Annotated in this window: 15 protein-coding genes; 6 read left to right on the top strand and 9 right to left on the bottom strand. The window is 66.1% G+C overall.

Annotated features, from left to right (window positions below; all coding sequences use genetic code 11):
- Positions 1-66 precede the first annotated feature (66 nt).
- Positions 67-2,148: an ATP-dependent DNA helicase gene (locus J8847_RS04435; RefSeq protein WP_373999823.1), complete on the bottom strand. Its 2,082-nt coding sequence runs from the start codon at positions 2,146-2,148 to the stop codon at positions 67-69.
- A gap of 35 nt (positions 2,149-2,183) precedes the next feature.
- A complete protein-coding gene (locus J8847_RS04430; protein WP_211523466.1) occupies positions 2,184-2,384 on the bottom strand; it encodes a YdcH family protein in 201 nt (66 codons plus the stop codon).
- A 181-nt stretch (positions 2,385-2,565) separates the two neighbouring features.
- On the opposite strand from J8847_RS04430, the gene J8847_RS04425 reads away from it, so the two are divergent.
- Positions 2,566-3,354: a PP2C family serine/threonine-protein phosphatase gene (locus J8847_RS04425; RefSeq protein WP_211523465.1), complete on the top strand. Its 789-nt coding sequence runs from the start codon at positions 2,566-2,568 to the stop codon at positions 3,352-3,354.
- A gap of 164 nt (positions 3,355-3,518) precedes the next feature.
- On the opposite strand, the gene J8847_RS04420 is transcribed toward J8847_RS04425, so the two are convergent.
- The 6 genes from J8847_RS04420 to J8847_RS04395 all read right to left on the bottom strand — a co-directional run bounded on the left by J8847_RS04420 (position 3,519) and on the right by J8847_RS04395 (position 11,550).
- Complete coding sequence (locus J8847_RS04420) at positions 3,519-4,187, bottom strand: hypothetical protein (RefSeq protein WP_211523464.1); 669 nt, start codon at positions 4,185-4,187, stop codon at positions 3,519-3,521.
- A 14-nt stretch (positions 4,188-4,201) separates the two neighbouring features.
- Positions 4,202-5,302 (bottom strand): cell division protein ZapE, encoded by a 1,101-nt coding sequence (gene zapE / locus J8847_RS04415; protein WP_211523463.1) that lies wholly within the window; start codon positions 5,300-5,302, stop codon positions 4,202-4,204.
- 84 nt (positions 5,303-5,386) lie between these two features.
- The gene (gene lpdA, locus J8847_RS04410) at positions 5,387-6,817 is read right to left on the bottom strand and encodes a dihydrolipoyl dehydrogenase (protein ID WP_211523462.1); all 1,431 of its coding nucleotides are present in this window, start codon (positions 6,815-6,817) and stop codon (positions 5,387-5,389) included.
- A 196-nt stretch (positions 6,818-7,013) separates the two neighbouring features.
- A complete protein-coding gene (locus J8847_RS04405; protein ID WP_211523461.1) occupies positions 7,014-7,343 on the bottom strand; it encodes a PspC domain-containing protein in 330 nt (109 codons plus the stop codon).
- Between the two features lie 40 nt (positions 7,344-7,383).
- The gene (odhB, locus tag J8847_RS04400; RefSeq protein ID WP_211523460.1) at positions 7,384-8,628 is read right to left on the bottom strand and encodes a 2-oxoglutarate dehydrogenase complex dihydrolipoyllysine-residue succinyltransferase; all 1,245 of its coding nucleotides are present in this window, start codon (positions 8,626-8,628) and stop codon (positions 7,384-7,386) included.
- 66 nt (positions 8,629-8,694) lie between these two features.
- Complete coding sequence (locus J8847_RS04395) at positions 8,695-11,550, bottom strand: 2-oxoglutarate dehydrogenase E1 component (RefSeq protein ID WP_211523459.1); 2,856 nt, start codon at positions 11,548-11,550, stop codon at positions 8,695-8,697.
- Between the two features lie 305 nt (positions 11,551-11,855).
- Between J8847_RS04395 and J8847_RS04390 the strand changes: the two genes are divergently transcribed.
- From J8847_RS04390 to J8847_RS04370, 5 genes are read left to right on the top strand one after another with little or no spacing between them, the layout of a single operon-like run.
- Positions 11,856-12,524 (top strand): PepSY-associated TM helix domain-containing protein, encoded by a 669-nt coding sequence (locus J8847_RS04390; protein WP_211523458.1) that lies wholly within the window; start codon positions 11,856-11,858, stop codon positions 12,522-12,524.
- A gap of 31 nt (positions 12,525-12,555) precedes the next feature.
- The gene (locus J8847_RS04385) at positions 12,556-13,068 is read left to right on the top strand and encodes a DUF2271 domain-containing protein (RefSeq protein WP_211523457.1); all 513 of its coding nucleotides are present in this window, start codon (positions 12,556-12,558) and stop codon (positions 13,066-13,068) included.
- A gap of 10 nt (positions 13,069-13,078) precedes the next feature.
- The gene (locus J8847_RS04380) at positions 13,079-13,903 is read left to right on the top strand and encodes a DUF4198 domain-containing protein (protein ID WP_211523456.1); all 825 of its coding nucleotides are present in this window, start codon (positions 13,079-13,081) and stop codon (positions 13,901-13,903) included.
- Positions 13,904-13,905: 2 nt separating this feature from the next.
- Positions 13,906-14,916, top strand: coding sequence for an FAD:protein FMN transferase (locus tag J8847_RS04375; RefSeq protein WP_211523455.1), 1,011 nt, complete (start codon positions 13,906-13,908; stop codon positions 14,914-14,916).
- Positions 14,913-16,259, top strand: coding sequence for a sulfite reductase subunit alpha (locus tag J8847_RS04370; protein WP_211523454.1), 1,347 nt, complete (start codon positions 14,913-14,915; stop codon positions 16,257-16,259). Before J8847_RS04375 ends, J8847_RS04370 begins: the two co-directional genes overlap by 4 nt.
- Before the next feature lie 52 nt (positions 16,260-16,311).
- On the opposite strand, the gene J8847_RS04365 is transcribed toward J8847_RS04370, so the two are convergent.
- Complete coding sequence (locus J8847_RS04365) at positions 16,312-16,710, bottom strand: KGG domain-containing protein (protein ID WP_211523453.1); 399 nt, start codon at positions 16,708-16,710, stop codon at positions 16,312-16,314.
- Positions 16,711-16,826: the final 116 nt, after the last annotated feature.

Here is a 16,826-nt window from a genome sequence, read left to right as displayed (position 1 = left end):
CCCCCCCCCCTAAACCCGGGCGTCCGGGCCCGGGGGGCCCGGCAACGACGGGCTAGCGTGTGTGGTTCAGGCGGCTCCGCCGCCCTCAGCCGGCTCCGACGTCCCCTCGAAGAACCCAATCACATCCGCCTGCACCCGCGTACGGCGGAACGGCGGCAAACTCTGCCAGATGCGCCGGCCATACGGCTTGGTGATCAGGCGCGGATCGCAAATCATCAGCACGCCCCGGTCCTCCACGTCGCGAATCAATCGCCCGGCGCCCTGCTTGAGCGTGATGATCGCCTCCGGCAACTGGTGATGAACAAAGCCATTCATCCCCTGCTTTTCCATCACCTCGATGCGCGCAGCCAGCACCGGATCATCCGGCGGTGCGAACGGCAGCTTGTCGATGATCACCAGCGACAGCGCGTCGCCGCGCACGTCCACGCCTTCCCAGAAACTCTGGCTCCCCACCAGCACGGCGTTGCCCGCATTGCGGAAGGAATCCAGCAGTTCGGTACGCCCGCGCTCGCCCTGCACGAAGAGCGGGAAATCCAGCCCGCGCTCGGCGAACTCGGCGCGCAGGCGCTCGGCCACGCGGTTGACCGCGCGGATCGTCGTGCACAGGAAGAAGGTGCGTCCGCCCGCCGCCTCGATCACCGGCAGCGCGCAGTCGACCACGGCATCGGTATAGCCCATCGAATTCGGCTCCGGCAGCCCGGTCGGCACGTACAGGATGCCCTGGTCGCCGTAGTTGAACGGGCTCGGCCAGGTCTTGGCCGGTTCCCCAGTCAACCCCAGCTGGTCGGAGAAATGGCGGAAGTCGTTCTTCACCGCCAGGGTCGCGGAGGTGAAGATCCAGCTGCGCGGCGTGCCTTCGCGCTGGCTGGAGAAGATCGGCGCGATCGACAGCGGCGTCTTGTGCAGCTGCAGCGAGGACGAGAAGGCCTCGACCCACAGCACGCACTGCTCGGCCGCGGCCGCTTTCATGTCCGGCTTCCAGGCGTCATAGGCGGCGCTCAGCTCCAGCGCGCGCACGCGGCAGGCTTCGATGGTCTCGGCGCGCGCGGCGTTCTCTTCCAGCACCGCGATCATGCCGGACAGCTCTTCCTTGAGCGTCTCGAGGGCCGGGAAGAATTGCGAAGCCGGCAGGATCTGCGGCAGCGACAGGCGCATGTTGTTGTCGCCGCCGAACGCCAGGCGCAGGTCGCGCGCGGCTTTTTCCACGACGGTGACGACCTTGGCCCAGTCCGGGCCGCCGCGCGCATGCGCCAGGCCTTCGGCCAGCACGTCGCGGCACAGTTCCAGCACTTGCGAGGTCGACACCGACTGGCCGAAGAACAGGGTCGCGGTGTCCGGCAGCTGGTGCGCCTCGTCGAAGATCACGGTATTCGCGGACGGCAGCAGCTCGGCCACGCCGGTGTCCTTCAGGGCCACGTCGGCGAAGAACAGGTGATGGTTGACCACGACCACATCCGCTTGCTGCGCTTCCCTGCGCGCCTTCATCACGAAGCAGTCCTGGTAGTACTGGCACTCCGCGCCCACGCAGTTGTCCCGGGTCGATGTGACCAGGTTCCAGATGGTGGCGTTTTCCGGCACCTTGGCCAGCTCGGCCTTGTCGCCCGAATTGGTCATCTTGATGAAGCGCGAGATCTCGCGCAGGTGGCCGACGTCGTCGCGCGAGGTCAGGCGGCCGTTCTGCAGCGTACGCTCCAGGTTGTAATGGCAGACATAGTTGGCGCGGCCCTTGAGCAGGGCCACCGATACCGGCGCGCGCAGTGCGGAGCGCACGGTCGGAATGTCGCGCAGGAACAACTGGTCCTGCAGGTTCTTGGTGCCGGTCGAGATGATGGTCTTGCCGCCCCATAGCAACGCGGGAACCAGGTAGGCGAAGGTCTTGCCCGTGCCGGTGCCGGCCTCGGCCATCAGGACTTGCTGGTCGGCGATCGCCTGGGCGATGGCCTTGGCCATCTCGGTCTGGGACTGGCGTGGCTTGAAGGTGCCGACGGCAGGCGCGAGCGGGCCGCCCGCTCCGAACAGGCGGTCGATGTCGGCGTCGTACTTTCCGGCCGGGGCGCTGGCTTGCGAAGCGGCGTCGGCGCCCGCGTCATGCAATGGCGTCGCGACCGGTTCTTCGGCTGCGCCGGGAACTGGGAGATGATCGGTCAAAATGTCGTGTTCGGTGTGGCCGGGCGGGAAGCGCCTCAGGCCGGGATATCGGGCACCAGCTGCATCTTCAGCAGCGTAATATGGTCTTTGAGCTGCAGTTTGCGCTTTTTCAGGCGTCGCAGCTGTAATTGGTCGGTGTGGCCGTCGGCCGTCAGCATGGATATGACAGCGTCGAGGTCGCGGTGTTCCACGTCGAGTTCAATAATGCGGCGCTGGATGTCCTGGACGTCGATCATGATGTCTGTTCCAAACAGTTCTGGTGTTATGCGTTACGGGAATTCGGTCCGCTGAAGGCGGTGCAGTGTGTCGCTTGGCCTTTACGGCTTGCAACATTCGGTCTTCTCAGTGCATAGTTTAATCTACGCTGAGGTTGCCGCCAACAAAGATTGGTGTAAGCGCTACGGAAAACACGAGTTTATGACTTCATACAAGATCGAAGCGGGGACCGCGCAACACATCGGGAACCGCCCGCAGCAAAACGACCGCACTGCCCTCATGACCGGCGCACGTGCGCCCGGCTACGTACTGGCCGTGCTGTCGGACGGGATCGCCAGTTCGGCCGGGGCCGACCAGGTGCTGCATACGGCGCGCCAGGTCTTCGACGAATTCAAGCCGGGCGACCACCCCAGCCTGGAGCGGCTCGGGCAGGTGCTCCAGGACATCATCAGCGAATCGCACCTGGTCATCAAGATGAATGCGGTGACCACCAGGACCGAGATCCATGCGAGTTTCGTGGGCCTCGTCCTGACGCCGCACGGCGAGGCCGTCTGGGCCCACGTGGGCGATTCGCGCCTGTACCGCTTTGAAAACGGCAAGTGCCTGGCGCGTACCAACGATGCGGCCTATATTGAGCACCTGCAGGCCGACGGCTTGCCGGAGGATGCGGCGCGCAACCACCGCAAGTCGAAATTGCTGCTCAATGTGCTGGGGAACGAGCGCAAGGAACCGTTCCTGACCTTCGGCAGCCATACCGGGCTGGCGGCCGGGGATTCGTTCCTGCTGTGCTCGGATGGGCTGTGGCACTTCTTTACCGATGCCGAGCTGGCGGCGGTGACGGCCAAGGCGACGCCGCGTCAGGCGTCGGAGATGCTGATCGAGAAGGCGATGGAGCGCTCGCAGGGCAAGGGTGGGAATTGCACGATGGCGATCATCAAGCTGGTCAAGCCGGCGCAGGATGGGGCTGGGGTGGTGAAGCGGGTGGTTTGAGGGGCTAACGGAGCGCGTCCAAACTTGGGTCCCCGCCTTCGCGGGGATGACGTTCAAACGTACGTAGCCGAAGTTACCCGCTGCAGCCTTCGCGCGCCGCCAAACAACGTCATCCCCGCGAAGGCGGGGACCCAAGTCCGTAGCACACCACTAACGCAAAACGATCACTTCCCAGCCGCCGCAGCAGCATCCGCCTTCGCCTTCGCCTCTTCCGCCGCCCTCTTCGCGGCCTTCGCCTCACGCTCCGCCATGCGGCGCGCCACTTCCTTCTGGCGCTCTTCCGACTTGCGCATGCGCTCCGCGAAATCCTTCACATTCTCCGCACGCTCGGCCGCGGTCAGGCTCTCGGCATCGTCGCGTTCGCGCTGCTTCTGGCGCTCGCCCGCGGCACGCGGACGCGGCGGCGGCAAGGCGGCCGGTTCGCGCGGCGGCGCCGGCGGCTGGGCGGCCAGGGCGGCTTCCTGGGCCTGGTACTCGGCCTCGGCCTTCGCCATGGCGCGGTCGCGTTCCTCGACCTTCAGCCGGCGCTTGTAACGCTCGGCCTCGATCTCGATCGCGCGCTGCGCCGACAGCGCATTGCGGCGCCGCTCCTGCGCCTCGTCCAGGCATTTGTTGACGAAGAATTTTTCATAGCAGACCGCCTCGCGCTCGGCATAGCGCGCCTCGATGGCCGCGCGCTCCTTCGCCACCGCCGCCAGGCGTTCGTCGGCCTGGGCCACGGACGTGGTCGGCTCGGTCGCCAGGGTCATCGGCGCCGGGTCGGTCGTGGCGCAGGCCGCCAGCAGGCCGGCCAGCAGCGCCGCGGTGATGCGTACTGCAAATGGATTCGTCATGGATCTCCTTTCGGTCAGGCGATGGCGTCGGCCGCGCCGCGGCGCTCGGCCAGCATGTACTCGCGCGACTGCATCTCGATGATACGCGATACCGTGCGGTGGAACTCGTTCGCCAGCTGGCCCTGGGTGTAGAGCTCTTCCGGCTCGACGGCGGCCGACATGATCAGCTTGACCTTGTGGTCGTAGAACACGTCGATCAGCCAGGTGAAGCGGCGCGCTTCCGAGGCCTGGCCCGCCGACATCGCGGGAATGCCCGACAGGATCACGGTGTGGAACTGGCTGGCCAGCTCCAGGTAGTCGTTCTGCGAGCGCGGGCCGCCGCACAGGGTGGCGAAGTCGAACCAGATCACGCCGCCGGCGCGGCGCAGCGCGCGGATCTCGCGGTTCTCGATACGCACCACTGGGTGCGGGTCCTCGGCGGTGTCGGCGATCTTGGCGAAGGCTTCGCGCAGCGCGTGGTCGGAGGCGGCGTTCAGCGGCGTGTAATAGGCCTCGACCTGCTCCAGCGCGCGCTTGCGGTAGTCGTTGCCGGCGTCGACGTTGAGGACATCGAGTTTGTCTTTCAGCAGCGCGATGGTCGGCAGCATGCGGTCGCGGTGCAGGCCGTCCGGATACAAGGTCGACGGCTCGTAGTTCGAGGTCATCACGAAGCTCACGCCGTTGTCGAACAAGGCCTTGAGCAGGTTATACAGGATCATCGCGTCGGCGATGTCCGAGACGTGGAATTCGTCGAAGCAGATCAAACGGTATTTCTTGGCCACGCGCTTGGCGACTTCGTCGAGCGGGTCGGCCACGCCCTTGAGCTGGTCGAGCTGGTGGTGCACGGAGCGCATGAACTCGTGGAAGTGCAGGCGCGTCTTGCGCACCACCGGCACCACCGAGTAGAAGGAGTCCATCAGGAAGGACTTGCCGCGCCCCACCCCGCCCCACATGTACACGCCGCGCGGCACGTCGGGGCGGTTGATGAGGCGCTTGAAAGCGGACGACCGCTGGGCCTTGTAATGGACCCAGTCGTCGTACGCCTGCTGCAGGCGGTCGACCGCGGCCTGCTGGGCCGGATCGGACTTGAAGCCGCGCTCGTTGAGGGCGTGCTGGTAATACTCTTGGACGTTCATAGACGGTGCTGTAAAAACATGGGGTGGACGGTACACCGCCCACCCCATGTGTGTGCGGCGGCGCGAGCGCCGCCACGGGACTGCTTAGAAGTTGAGCGAACGCTTGTCCACCGCCAGCGCGGCTTCCTTGGTCGACTCCGACAGCGACGGGTGTGCGTGGCAGATACGGGCGATGTCTTCCGACGAGGCCTTGAACTCCATTGCGACCACTGCTTCCGAGATCAGCTCCGAGACCATCGGGCCGACCATGTGGACGCCCAGGATCTCGTCGGTGGTGGCGTCGGCCAGGAACTTGACCATGCCCGAGGTGTCGCCCAGCGCGCGCGCACGGCCGTTGGCCATGAACGGGAAGCTGCCGGCCTTGTAGGCCACGCCGTCCGCTTTCAGCTGCTGCTCGGTACGGCCCACCCACGCGATTTCCGGCGAGGTGTAGATCACCCACGGAATGGTGTTGAAGTTGACGTGGCCGTGCTGGCCGGCGATGCGCTCGGCAACCGCGACGCCCTCTTCCTCGGCCTTGTGCGCCAGCATCGGGCCGCGCACCACGTCGCCGACCGCCCACACGCCCGGCAGGCTGGTGCGGCACTCGTCGTCCACGACCACGAAACCGCGCTCGTCGAGCTGCAGGCCGACGGTCTCGATACCCAGGCCGATGGTGTTCGGCACGCGGCCGATCGAGATGATCAGGCGGTCGAACTCGGCGGTCTGCGCGGCGCCGGTGTTGTCGGCGTATTCCACGGTGACCTTGTTGTCGCCCTTGGTGATCGCGCCGATCTTGCAGCCCAGGCTGATCTTCAGGCCCTGCTTGGTGAACAGCTTGTGCGCTTCCTTGGCGATCTGCTCGTCCACGGCGCCCAGGAAGGTCGGCAGGCCTTCGAGCACGGTCACGTCCGCGCCCAGGCGGCGCCACACGCTGCCCATTTCCAGGCCGATCACGCCGGCGCCGATCACGCCCAGCTTGCCCGGGACGGCGTCGATCGCCAGTGCGCCGGTGTTCGACAGGATCAGCTTCTCGTCGAAGGCTGCGCCCGGCAGTTCACGTGCGTTCGAGCCGGTGGCGACGATCACGTTCTTGGCGCTCAAGACGTCGGTGGTCGGGCCGCTTACGTTGATGGTGTAGCCGCCTTCAGCCTTGCCGGCGAAGGCGCCGCGGCCGTGGAAGAAGGTGACCTTGTTCTTCTTGAACAGGTAGATGATGCCGTCGTTGTTCTGCTTGACGATGCCGTCTTTGCGCTTGAGCATCTGGGCCAGGTCGATTTCCAGGCCCGAGACCTTGATGCCGTGGTCGGCGAAGGCGTGGCCGGCGTGCTCGAAGTTTTCCGACGATTGCAGCAGGGCCTTCGACGGGATGCAGCCGACGTTGGTGCAGGTGCCGCCCGGGGCAGGCTTGCCGGCGGCGTTGCTCCATTCGTCGATGCAGGCCACTTTGAAGCCCAGTTGCGCTGCACGGATGGCAGCCACGTAGCCGCCAGGACCGCCGCCGATCACGACGACGTCAAATTGTTTATCGCTCATTATTTATCCTTGTTGGTTCGATCCGCGTCCAGTCACCCGCGGCCTCAACCGTCATCCCCGCGAAGGCGGGGACCCAAGTTTGCGTGCTCAATGCCGACGCGTCACGCCAGTAGCAGCGCGACGAACTTAGGTTCCCGCCTTCGCGGGAATGACGTTCGAAAGCTAACGACGTCGGTGACGTCCTGGATCGAACTGATTATTCTTCGGGAACAAAAATCCACAACAGCAGGTAGACCACCGCGCCGAATCCGAACGTGACGGTGAACAGCACGAACACCAGCCGCCACACCCAGGAGTCCACTCCCGAGGCAACGCCCAGCCCTCCGCACACCCCGCCCAGCCAGCGGTCCACGCGCGAGCGGCGCAGGCCGCTCAGTTCGTCGGACAGCGAGCCGTTCCCCTTGTTCAGGTTCACGGACGGGGTGCTCGAGAGCACCCTGGCCTTGGCTTGTTCGAATTCGGCGTCGGTCAGCGCGCCGGCCTGGTGCAGCTCGTGCAGCCGTTTGATTTCGTCGGACAGGTTCATGTCGTTCTCCAAACAGCGTTTCAGGCGGCGCGCTTGCCGATTACAGGTCCAGCAGCAGGCGGGCCGGATCTTCCAGCGCGTCCTTCATGGCCACCAGGCCCAGCACGGCTTCGCGGCCGTCGATGATGCGGTGGTCGTAGGACATCGCCAGGTAGTTCATCGGACGGACCACGATCTGGCCGTTCTCCACGACAGCGCGGTCCTTGGTCGCGTGCACGCCCAGGATCGCCGACTGCGGCGGGTTGATGATCGGGGTCGACAGCATCGAGCCGAACACACCGCCGTTCGAGATCGAGAAGGTACCGCCCGACAGGTCGTCCAGGGTCAGCTTGCCGTCCTTGGCCTTCTGGCCGAATTCACCGATCTTCTTCTCGATTTCGGCGATCGACATCTGGTCGGCGTTGCGCAGGATCGGCACCACCAGGCCACGCGGCGAACCGACAGCGATACCGATGTCGAAGTAGCCGTGGTAGATGATGTCGTTGCCGTCGACCGACGCGTTCAGGATCGGGTACTTCTTCAGCGCGGCCACAGCGGCCTTGACGAAGAAGGACATGAAGCCCAGCTTGACGCCGTGCTCTTTCTCGAACTTGTCCTTGTACTTGTTACGCAGTTCCATGACCGGAGCCATGTTCACTTCGTTGAAGGTGGTCAGGATGGCGTTGGTCTGTTGCGACTGCAGCAGGCGCTCGGCGATGCGGGCGCGCAGGCGGCTCATCGGCACGCGCTCTTCCGGACGGTCGCCCAGGTTGGCCGGGGCCGGTGCGGCGACTTGCGCCAGGGCCGGCTTGGCGGCCGGAGCAGGAGCAGCAGCAGGCTTGTTGGCGACTGCGGCCAGGGCGTCGCCCTTGGTCACGCGGCCGTCGCGGCCCGAACCTTCGACGCCGGCGGCGCTCATGTTGTTGTCAGCCAGGATCTTGGCGGCGGCCGGCATGGCCACGCCTGCCTTCGACTGGTCGGCAGCAGGCGCTGCAGCCTGGATCGGCGCGTTCGGGGCGGCCGACGGGACGGCGCTCACCTGCAGCGGGCTCACCTGGGCCGAGGCTTCGGTATCGATGATCGCGATGACTTCACCCGACACGACGGTCGCGCCGTCGGCCTTGATCAGCTGCGTGATCACGCCGGCGCTCGGGGCCGGCAGTTCCAGGACCACCTTGTCGGTCTCGATGTCGATCATGTTCTCGTCGCGCGAAACGGATTCGCCGACTTTCTTGTGCCAGGACAGCAGGGTCGCTTCTGCAACCGATTCCGACAGTTGGGGGACCTTGACTTCGATTTGTGCCATGTTGTTTTAACTCCGTTATGTATTCTGTGCAAAGACCCCGGGCGCGAACCCGGGGCAGTGGTGTTTTTACTTCGTCAGGATGAAGCCCTTCAACTTCGCGAACGCGGTTTCCAGCAGTTCCTTCTGCTGCGCCACGTGCTTGTCGGCATAGCCGACCGCAGGAGACGCCGAGGCTGCGCGGCCGGCATACGCCAGGCGCTGGCCTTCTTCCATGCTTTCGAAGATGTTGTGCTGGATCTGGAACCACGGACCCTGGTTCTGCGGTTCATCCTGCGCCCACACCACTTCGGTCGCGTTGCTGAACTTCTTCAGTTCGGCGGCGAACGACTTGTGCGGGAACGGATACATCTGCTCGATACGGACGATCGCCACGTCGCCGGCGTTGCGCGCCTTGCGGGTGTTGACCAGGTCGTAGTAGACCTTGCCCGAGCAAACGATCACGCGCTTGACCTTCGACGCTTCGATCTTCTCGTCCACTTCGCCGATCACGGTCTGGAAACCGCCCTTGGCCAGGTCGGTCAGCGGCGAGCCGGCGTCCTTGTTACGCAGCAGCGACTTCGGCGTGAAGATCACCAGCGGCTTGCGGAACTGGCGCACCATCTGGCGGCGCAGCAGGTGGAAGATCTGGGCGGCCGTGGTCGGCTGCACCACTTGCATATTGTTGTCGGCGCACAGCTGCAGGAAGCGCTCGATACGGGCCGACGAGTGTTCCGGGCCCTGGCCTTCGTAGCCGTGCGGGAGCATCATGGTCAGGCCGGATGCGCGGCCCCACTTCACTTCGCCCGAGGCGATGAACTGGTCGATGACGACCTGGGCGCCGTTGACGAAGTCGCCGAACTGGGCTTCCCAGATGGTCAGGGTGTTCGGTTCGGCGGTCGAGTAGCCGTACTCGAAGCCGAGCACCGCTTCTTCCGACAGCACCGAGTCGATCACGGTGAAGTGCGCCTGGTTGTCCGAGACGTTGGCCAGCGGCAGGTAGATGCCCTGGTCCCAGCGCTCGCGGTTCTGGTCGTGCAGCACGGCGTGGCGGTGCACGAAGGTGCCGCGGCCGGCGTCCTGGCCCGACAGGCGGACGGCGTAGCCCGAGGACAGCAACGAAGCGTAGGCCAGGTGTTCACCCATGCCCCAGTCGAGGTTCATCTCGCCCTTGCCCATGGTGGCGCGGTCGTTCAGGACCTTCTCGACCAGCGAGTGCGGCTTGAAGTTTTCCGGCACCTTGGTGATGCGTTCGGCCAGGCGCTTCAGTTCGGTCAGCGGCACGGCGGTGTCGGCGGCGTCGGTCCACTTCTTGTTCAGGAACGGCGCCCAGTCGACGGCGTACTTGTTCTTGAAGTTGGTCAGCACCGGATCCACGGTGTGCTTGCCGGCGTCCATGGCGGCGCGGTATTCGGCCACCAGCTGGTCGCCGCCGTCGGCCGCGATGGTGTTCTGCGCAGCCAGCTTCTCCGCGTACAGCTTGCGGGTGCCCGGGTGCTTGGCGATCTTCTTGTACATCAGCGGCTGGGTCAGGGCCGGGGTGTCCTGCTCGTTGTGGCCCAGCTTGCGGTAGCAGATGATGTCGACCACGACATCCTTGCCGAACTCGACGCGGTAGTCGAGGGCAATTTGAGTAGCAAGAACAACTGCTTCCGGATCGTCCGCATTGACGTGCAGCACCGGCGCTTCGATCATCTTGACGACGTCCGAGCAGTACAGGGTCGAGCGCGCGTCGCGCGGGTCGGAGGTGGTGAAGCCGATCTGGTTGTTGATGACGATGTGGACGGTACCGCCGGTGCCGTAGCCGCGGGTCTGGGCCAGGTTCAGGGTTTCCATGACCACGCCCTGGCCGGCGAAGGCCGCGTCGCCGTGCACCAGGATCGGCAGCACTTCCTTGCCCTTGCGGTCGCCGCGGCGTTCCATGCGCGCCTTGACCGAACCTTCGACCACCGGGTTGACGATTTCCAGGTGCGACGGGTTGAACGCCAGCGACAGGTGGACCGGGCCGCCCGGGGTCGAGATGTCGCTCGAGAAGCCCTGGTGGTATTTGACGTCGCCGGCCGGCAGGTCGTCGGCGTGCTTGCCTTCGAATTCTTCGAACAGGTCGGCCGGGCTCTTGCCCAGGGTGTTGACCAGGACGTTCAGGCGGCCGCGGTGGGCCATGCCGATCACGATTTCCTGGACGCCCTTTTCACCGGCGCGCTGGATCAGTTCGTCCATCGAGGCGATGAAGGATTCGCCGCCTTCCAGCGAGAAGCGCTTGGCGCCGACGTACTTGGTGTGGAGGTAGCGTTCCAGGCCTTCGGCCGCGGTCAGGCGCTCGAGGATGTGCTTTTTCTTTTCGGCGCTGAAGGTCGGGGTCGAGCGGATCGACTCCAGGCGCTCCTGCAGCCAGCGCTTTTCGGTCGGATCGCTGATGTACATGAACTCAGCGCCGATCGAACGGCAGTAGGTGTCGCGCAGCATGTTCAGGATGTCGCGCAGCGAGGCGGTTTCCTGGCCAAAGTAGGTATTGCTGATGTTGAAGACGGTGTCCTGGTCCGCATCGCTGAAGCCGTAGAAGCTCGGATCGAGTTCCGGCAGGGGCGGACGTTCCTGGCGCTGCAGCGGGTCCAGGTTGGCCCAGCGCGAGCCGAGGTAGCGGTAGGCGGCGATCAGCTGGGTGACGGCGACGCGCTTGCGGCCCATTTCGACGTCGGGGGTGGCGGTCACGGTACGGATCGGGCCCTGCTTGGCGCGTTCCGCGAACGAGGCGACGACCGACGAGTGAACCACGTCGGGGCGGCTGGAGCCGTCGACCGCAGGCACGTGCTGCATCTGGTCGAAGTAGGCGCGCCAGTTGTCCGGCACCGAACCCGGGTTGTTCAGGTAGGCCTCGTACAACTCTTCCACGTACGGCGCATTACCGCCGAACAGGTATGAGTTGGCGTTATATTGCTGCATCATTTGTTGCTCACCTTTCTTCGCGCTTCGCGAGTATGGGGCGGGTTGGTCTAACCTTCCGCGACACGGCCTGACCGGTTAGCGGATCGCACTTACTACATCAAGTTGTGGGGGAAGGACTTAATTCTTGGCGCTAATGCGCACGCTTTTGCGTACTCAGTTGCCAATTAGCGCAGCCAGCGTGGCCCGCGACATTGTAACGCATCAGCTCTCGCAAGGCTGACAAGGTCGAGAGAAATTATTTATGAGGGAAGAGAAATCGATACTGCCCCGTTGACCACGTAAATGATAATCGTTATCATTTGCAAATGCAGCCGACCCTTACCTCTTCCTCCGCCCCAGCGCCCGCTTCCGCCCTTCCCGGGGCGCGGCGCGCCATGTGGTTAAAACAATTGCATCAATGGCACTGGATCAGCTCCGCCCTCTGCCTGATGGCGATGTTGCTTTTTAGCATCACCGGCTTCACCCTCAACCACGCGGCCCAGATCGAGGCCAAGCCCCAAGTCACCCGCCTGAAGGCCAGCCTGCCCGAGCCGCTGCGCGCCCAGCTGGCCGCCTACGCCGAGGAACACGCCGACGCCGAGGTGCCCCTGCCCGCCGAACTGGCGGACTGGGCCAACGGTGCCTTCCCGGTCGACGTGCGCGGCAAGCGCGCCGAATGGAGCGAAGAAGATGCCTATGTCGCCCTGCCCCGTCCGGGCGGCGACGCCTGGCTGCGCATCGCGGCCGACGGCAGCGCGGAATACGAACGCACCGACCGCGGCTGGATCAGCTGGCTCAACGACATGCACAAGGGCCGCAACACCGGCGCCGTGTGGAGCTGGTTCATCGACATCTTCGCGATCGCCTGCCTGGTGTTCTGCATCACCGGTTTCCTGATCCTGAAATACCACGCCGCCAACCGGCCTTCGACCTGGCCGGTGATCGGCTTCGGCATCCTGCTGCCCGCCGTGCTCGCTCTTCTATTCGTTCATTAAATATATCCACCTTCATATATAAGGCACCCTGATGAAACTGTCCCACTCGCTCGTCTTGACCCTGCCGCTGGCCTCCGGCTGGGCCATGGCCGCCGACCTGTCCGTGAAGTTCGAACTGCCGCAGCTGAACGTGGCCGAGTACCACAAGCCCTACGTGGCGGTGTGGATCGAGCGCGCGGACCAGACGGTCGCGTCCAACCTGGCCGTCCTGTACGACGTCAAGAAGAAGGACAACGCGGGCGAGAAGTGGGTCAAGGACCTGCGCACCTGGTGGCGCAAGGCCGGCCGCGACGCCAAGCTGCCGATCGACGGCGTGAGCGGCGCGACCAAGGCGGCGGGCACCCATACCCTCTCCTTCGGCCCGGCCGTCAACGGCCTGGACAAGCTCCCGGCCGGCGACTACAAGCTGGTGATCGAAGCGGCGCGCGAAGCGGGCGGCCGCGAACTGGTCAAGGTGCCCTTCGCCTGGCCGGCCAAGGGCAAGCTGGCGGCGAATGCGGCCGGCAAGGAAGAACTCGGCGCAGTGTCCATCCAAGTCCAATAAGGGAGCCTCCATGCAAACCCGTATCCTGAAGCACACCGTCCTGGCCCTGGCATTGGCCGGCCTGTCCCTGTCGGCCAGCGCCCACCGCGGCTGGATCAAGCCCAGCGCCACCCTGGTCGAGAAGGAAGAAGCCTGGGTCACCATCGACGGCGCCGTGTCGGAAGGCCTGTTCGACTTCGACCACGTCCCGCTGCGCATGGACGGCCTCACCGTCACCGATCCGGACGGCGCCACCGCGCCGGCGCAAGGCGCGGTGCTCGGCAAGCTGCGCAGCACCCTCGACCTGCGCATGCCGAAGGACGGCACCTATCGGCTGGCCCTGGTCAGCAACAACGCGATGGGCAGCTACAAGCTGAACGGCGAAGTGAAGCGCTTCCGCACCATGGAGGCCAACCTGTCCAAGGACATCCCGCAGGGTGCGCAGGAGGTCAAGACCACCATCACCGCCACCCGCCTGGAAACCTTCGTCTCGGCCAACAAGACCTCGGCCGGCGCCCTCAAGCCGACCGGCCAGGGGCTGGAACTGGTGCCGGTGACCCACCCGAACGAACTGCATGCCGGCGAGACCGCGCGCTTCCGCTTCCAGCTCGACGGCAAGCCGCTGGCGAACTTCCCGTTCAGCCTGGTGCCGGGCGGCGTCAAGTACCGCGGCACCCTGGGCGAACTGCGCTTCACGACCGACGCCAGGGGCGAAGCCAGCTTCACCCTGCCGGCGCCGAACATGTACTGGCTGACCGCCAAGTTCCCGGTCGAGCAGCCGAAGGGCCCGTCCGACGCGGCAGGCGACTCGCGCCGCTACAGCTACTCGGCCACCCTGGAAGTGCTCCCCCAGTAAGCATGCGCGACGTCCTCGTCCCGCTCGACATCGACATGGCGCTGCCGCCACCCGGCAGCGTGCTGCGGCGCGCGGCCGGCGCCTCGATGGGGACCGACTGGTCGGTGCGCCTGATGCTGCCGGAAGGCGTCGACGGCGCCGCACTGGCCCAGGCCCTGCAGCGCGAGCTGGACGAGATCGTGGCCCAGATGAGCCATTGGGAACCGGATTCCCTGCTGTCGCGCTACAACCGCGCCGAGGCCGGCAGCTGGCATGCGCTGCCGCCGCAGTTCTACGATGTGGCCAAGTACGCCCTCCAGGTGGCCGAGGACACCGGCTGGGCCTACGATCCGGCCGGCGGCGCCCTGGTCAACCTGTGGGGTTTCGGCCCGACGGGACGCTATGACCAGGCAGGCTTCTATGCGCCCGCGCCGGACGCCATCGAGGCCCTGATGGCAAAGCGCGCGGCCAGCCGCCCGGTCCTCGACCGTGAGGGACGCCGCCTGCTGCAGCCGGGTGGCGCGGTCCTCGACTTCTCGTCCGTGGCCAAGGGCTATGGCGTCGACCGCCTGGCCTGCTCTCTCGAACGGCACGGCGTGCGCCACTACGTCGCCGAAGTCGGCGGCGAGCTGCGCGGCGCCGGCATGAAGCCGAACGGCGAACCGTGGTGGGTCGAGATCGAAGGCGTACCCGGCGCCGGCAAGGCCGGCGAGCAGCCGGTGCTCGCCCTGCATGGGCTGGCGGTAGCCACCTCGGGCGACTACCGGCGCTGGTTCCACCATGGCTTGACGCGCGCTTCGCACACGCTCGACCCGCGCAGCGGCCAGCCGGTCGCCAACGAGCTCGCATCGGTGACGGTGGTGGCCGATACCTGCATGGCGGCGGACGCGCTGTCCACCGCCCTCACCGTAATGGGCCCCGATGAAGGCCGCGCCTTCGCGGACGAACGCGCCATCGCGGCCCGCTTCCTGGTGCGCGGCCGCGGCGCCCTGATTGAAACCACGACCGCCGCCTGGCGGTCCCTGCTCCAATGATGTTGACGATCGACCCCGTGCGCTGGGGCAGCGCGCTCGCGCTGTCCGGCACCTACCTGGCCATGTGCCTGGCCATCTGGCGCGCACGCGTTGCCGTCCGCGTCCAGCCTGACGCGGCGCCCGCCGACTGGCTGGTCGCCTACGCGAGCCAGACCGGCAGCGCCGAATACCTGGCGCGCCGCACCGCCGAGACCCTGGTGACTTCCGGCCTGGACGCACGCGCCGTGTGCATGTCCTCGCTCGACGCGCAGGCCTTGGGCCAGGCAAAGCGCATCCTGTTCATCGCCAGCACCTACGGCGAAGGCGATGCGCCCGACAGCGCCGCCCGCTTCGCCAGCCACGCCATGGGCACGGCGTGGGACCTGTCCCAGCTCCACTATGCCGTCCTGGCGCTGGGCGACAACACGTATGCGAACTACTGCGGCTTCGGCCGCCAGCTGGACGGCTGGCTCAGGGCGCGCGGCGCCACGCCCCTGTTCGAGCGGATCGAGGTCGACCGCGGCGCGCCGGCGGCGCTGAGCGAATGGCAGCACCAGCTCAGCCGCCTGGGCGGCACCAGCGACGTGCCCGATTGGGAAGCGCCGGGCTATGGCGAGTGGCGCATCGCCGAACGCAGCCTGATGAATCCCGGCAGCGCAGGCGCCCCGCTCTACCGCCTCGCCCTGATGCCGCTGGACGGCGAACTGCCCGAATGGCGCGCCGGCGACCTGGCCCAGGTCAGCCCGCCGGGCGACCCCGATCATCCGCGCGAGTACTCGGTGGCCTCGATCCCGGGCGAAGGAAAGCTGGAACTGATGGTGCGCCTGCAGCGGCGCGAGGACGGCACGGCCGGCGCGGCTTCCGGCTGGCTGTGCGAACAGGCGGCGGGCGGGGACGTCGTGCGGCTGCGCATGCGCGCGCACGAGCGCTTCCGCCTGGGCGCGAACGCGCGCCGTCCGCTCATCGCGATCGGCAACGGCAGCGGCCTGGCCGGCCTGCGCGCCCTGCTCAAGGAACGGATCGATGCGGGCGTGCACGACAACTGGCTGCTGTTCGGCGAGCGCAACGCGGCGCACGACTACCTGTGCCGCGAAGAGCTGGAGCAGTGGCTGGCCAGGGGCGCGCTGACGCGCCTGGACCTCGCCTTCTCGCGCGACCAGGAGACCCCGCGCTACGTGCAGCACCTGCTGCGCGAACAGGCCGACGTGCTGCGCGCCTGGGTGGCGGACAACGCCGCCATCTATGTCTGCGGCAGCCTGCAGGGCATGGCCGGCGGCGTGCACGACGCGCTTGCCGAGCTGCTCGGCAAGGAACACGTCGATACGCTGATGGCGCAAGGACGCTACCGGCGCGACGTCTACTGACGACGCAACAAGACCGCCGGCACCCGCCGGCGGTCTTCGACTTCAAACGCGCTTAGCGCTTGTTGTCGTTCTTGTGGCTTTGGCGTCCAGCCTCGGCATGCTGCTCCGGGGTACCGCCCTGGGTGCCCCTGCCGCCCTGGTTGCCACCCTGGTTGCTGCCTTGATTGCCACCCTGGTTACCGCTCTGCTGGCTGCCGCGGCCGCCAGACTGCTGGTTGTCGTTCTTGTGGCTCATCGAGCCGGCACGACGCGCCTCTTCCGACGTGAACTCATGGGCATTGCCCGATGCGTGTGCGGCGCGGCCGCCTTCGCTGGCGATTTCACGCTGGCGCTGCGGGTCCATCGATGCGAAACCGCGGTTGCTGGTATCGCCGCTCTGCTGGCTACCCTGGTTGCCCTGGTTGCCCTGGTTACCCTGCTTGTTGTTGCCGCCTTGGTTGTTCGATGCCATGATTGCCTCCTATCATTGTGAACAGATCAGCCGCTGTGGCTGAAGTCGGACACCCATCGTAGTCATCCCGACCCAGCCTGAACACCAAAAATGGAGGGTGCTTTTGTAGGACTGCA

The sequence above is a fragment of the Massilia sp. AB1 genome, from assembly GCF_018119385.1.
Classification (GTDB): Bacteria; Pseudomonadota; Gammaproteobacteria; order Burkholderiales; family Burkholderiaceae_D; genus Telluria.
The sequence above is the reverse complement of the archived record's forward strand: the minus strand, read 5'-3'. Positions and strand labels throughout refer to the sequence as shown.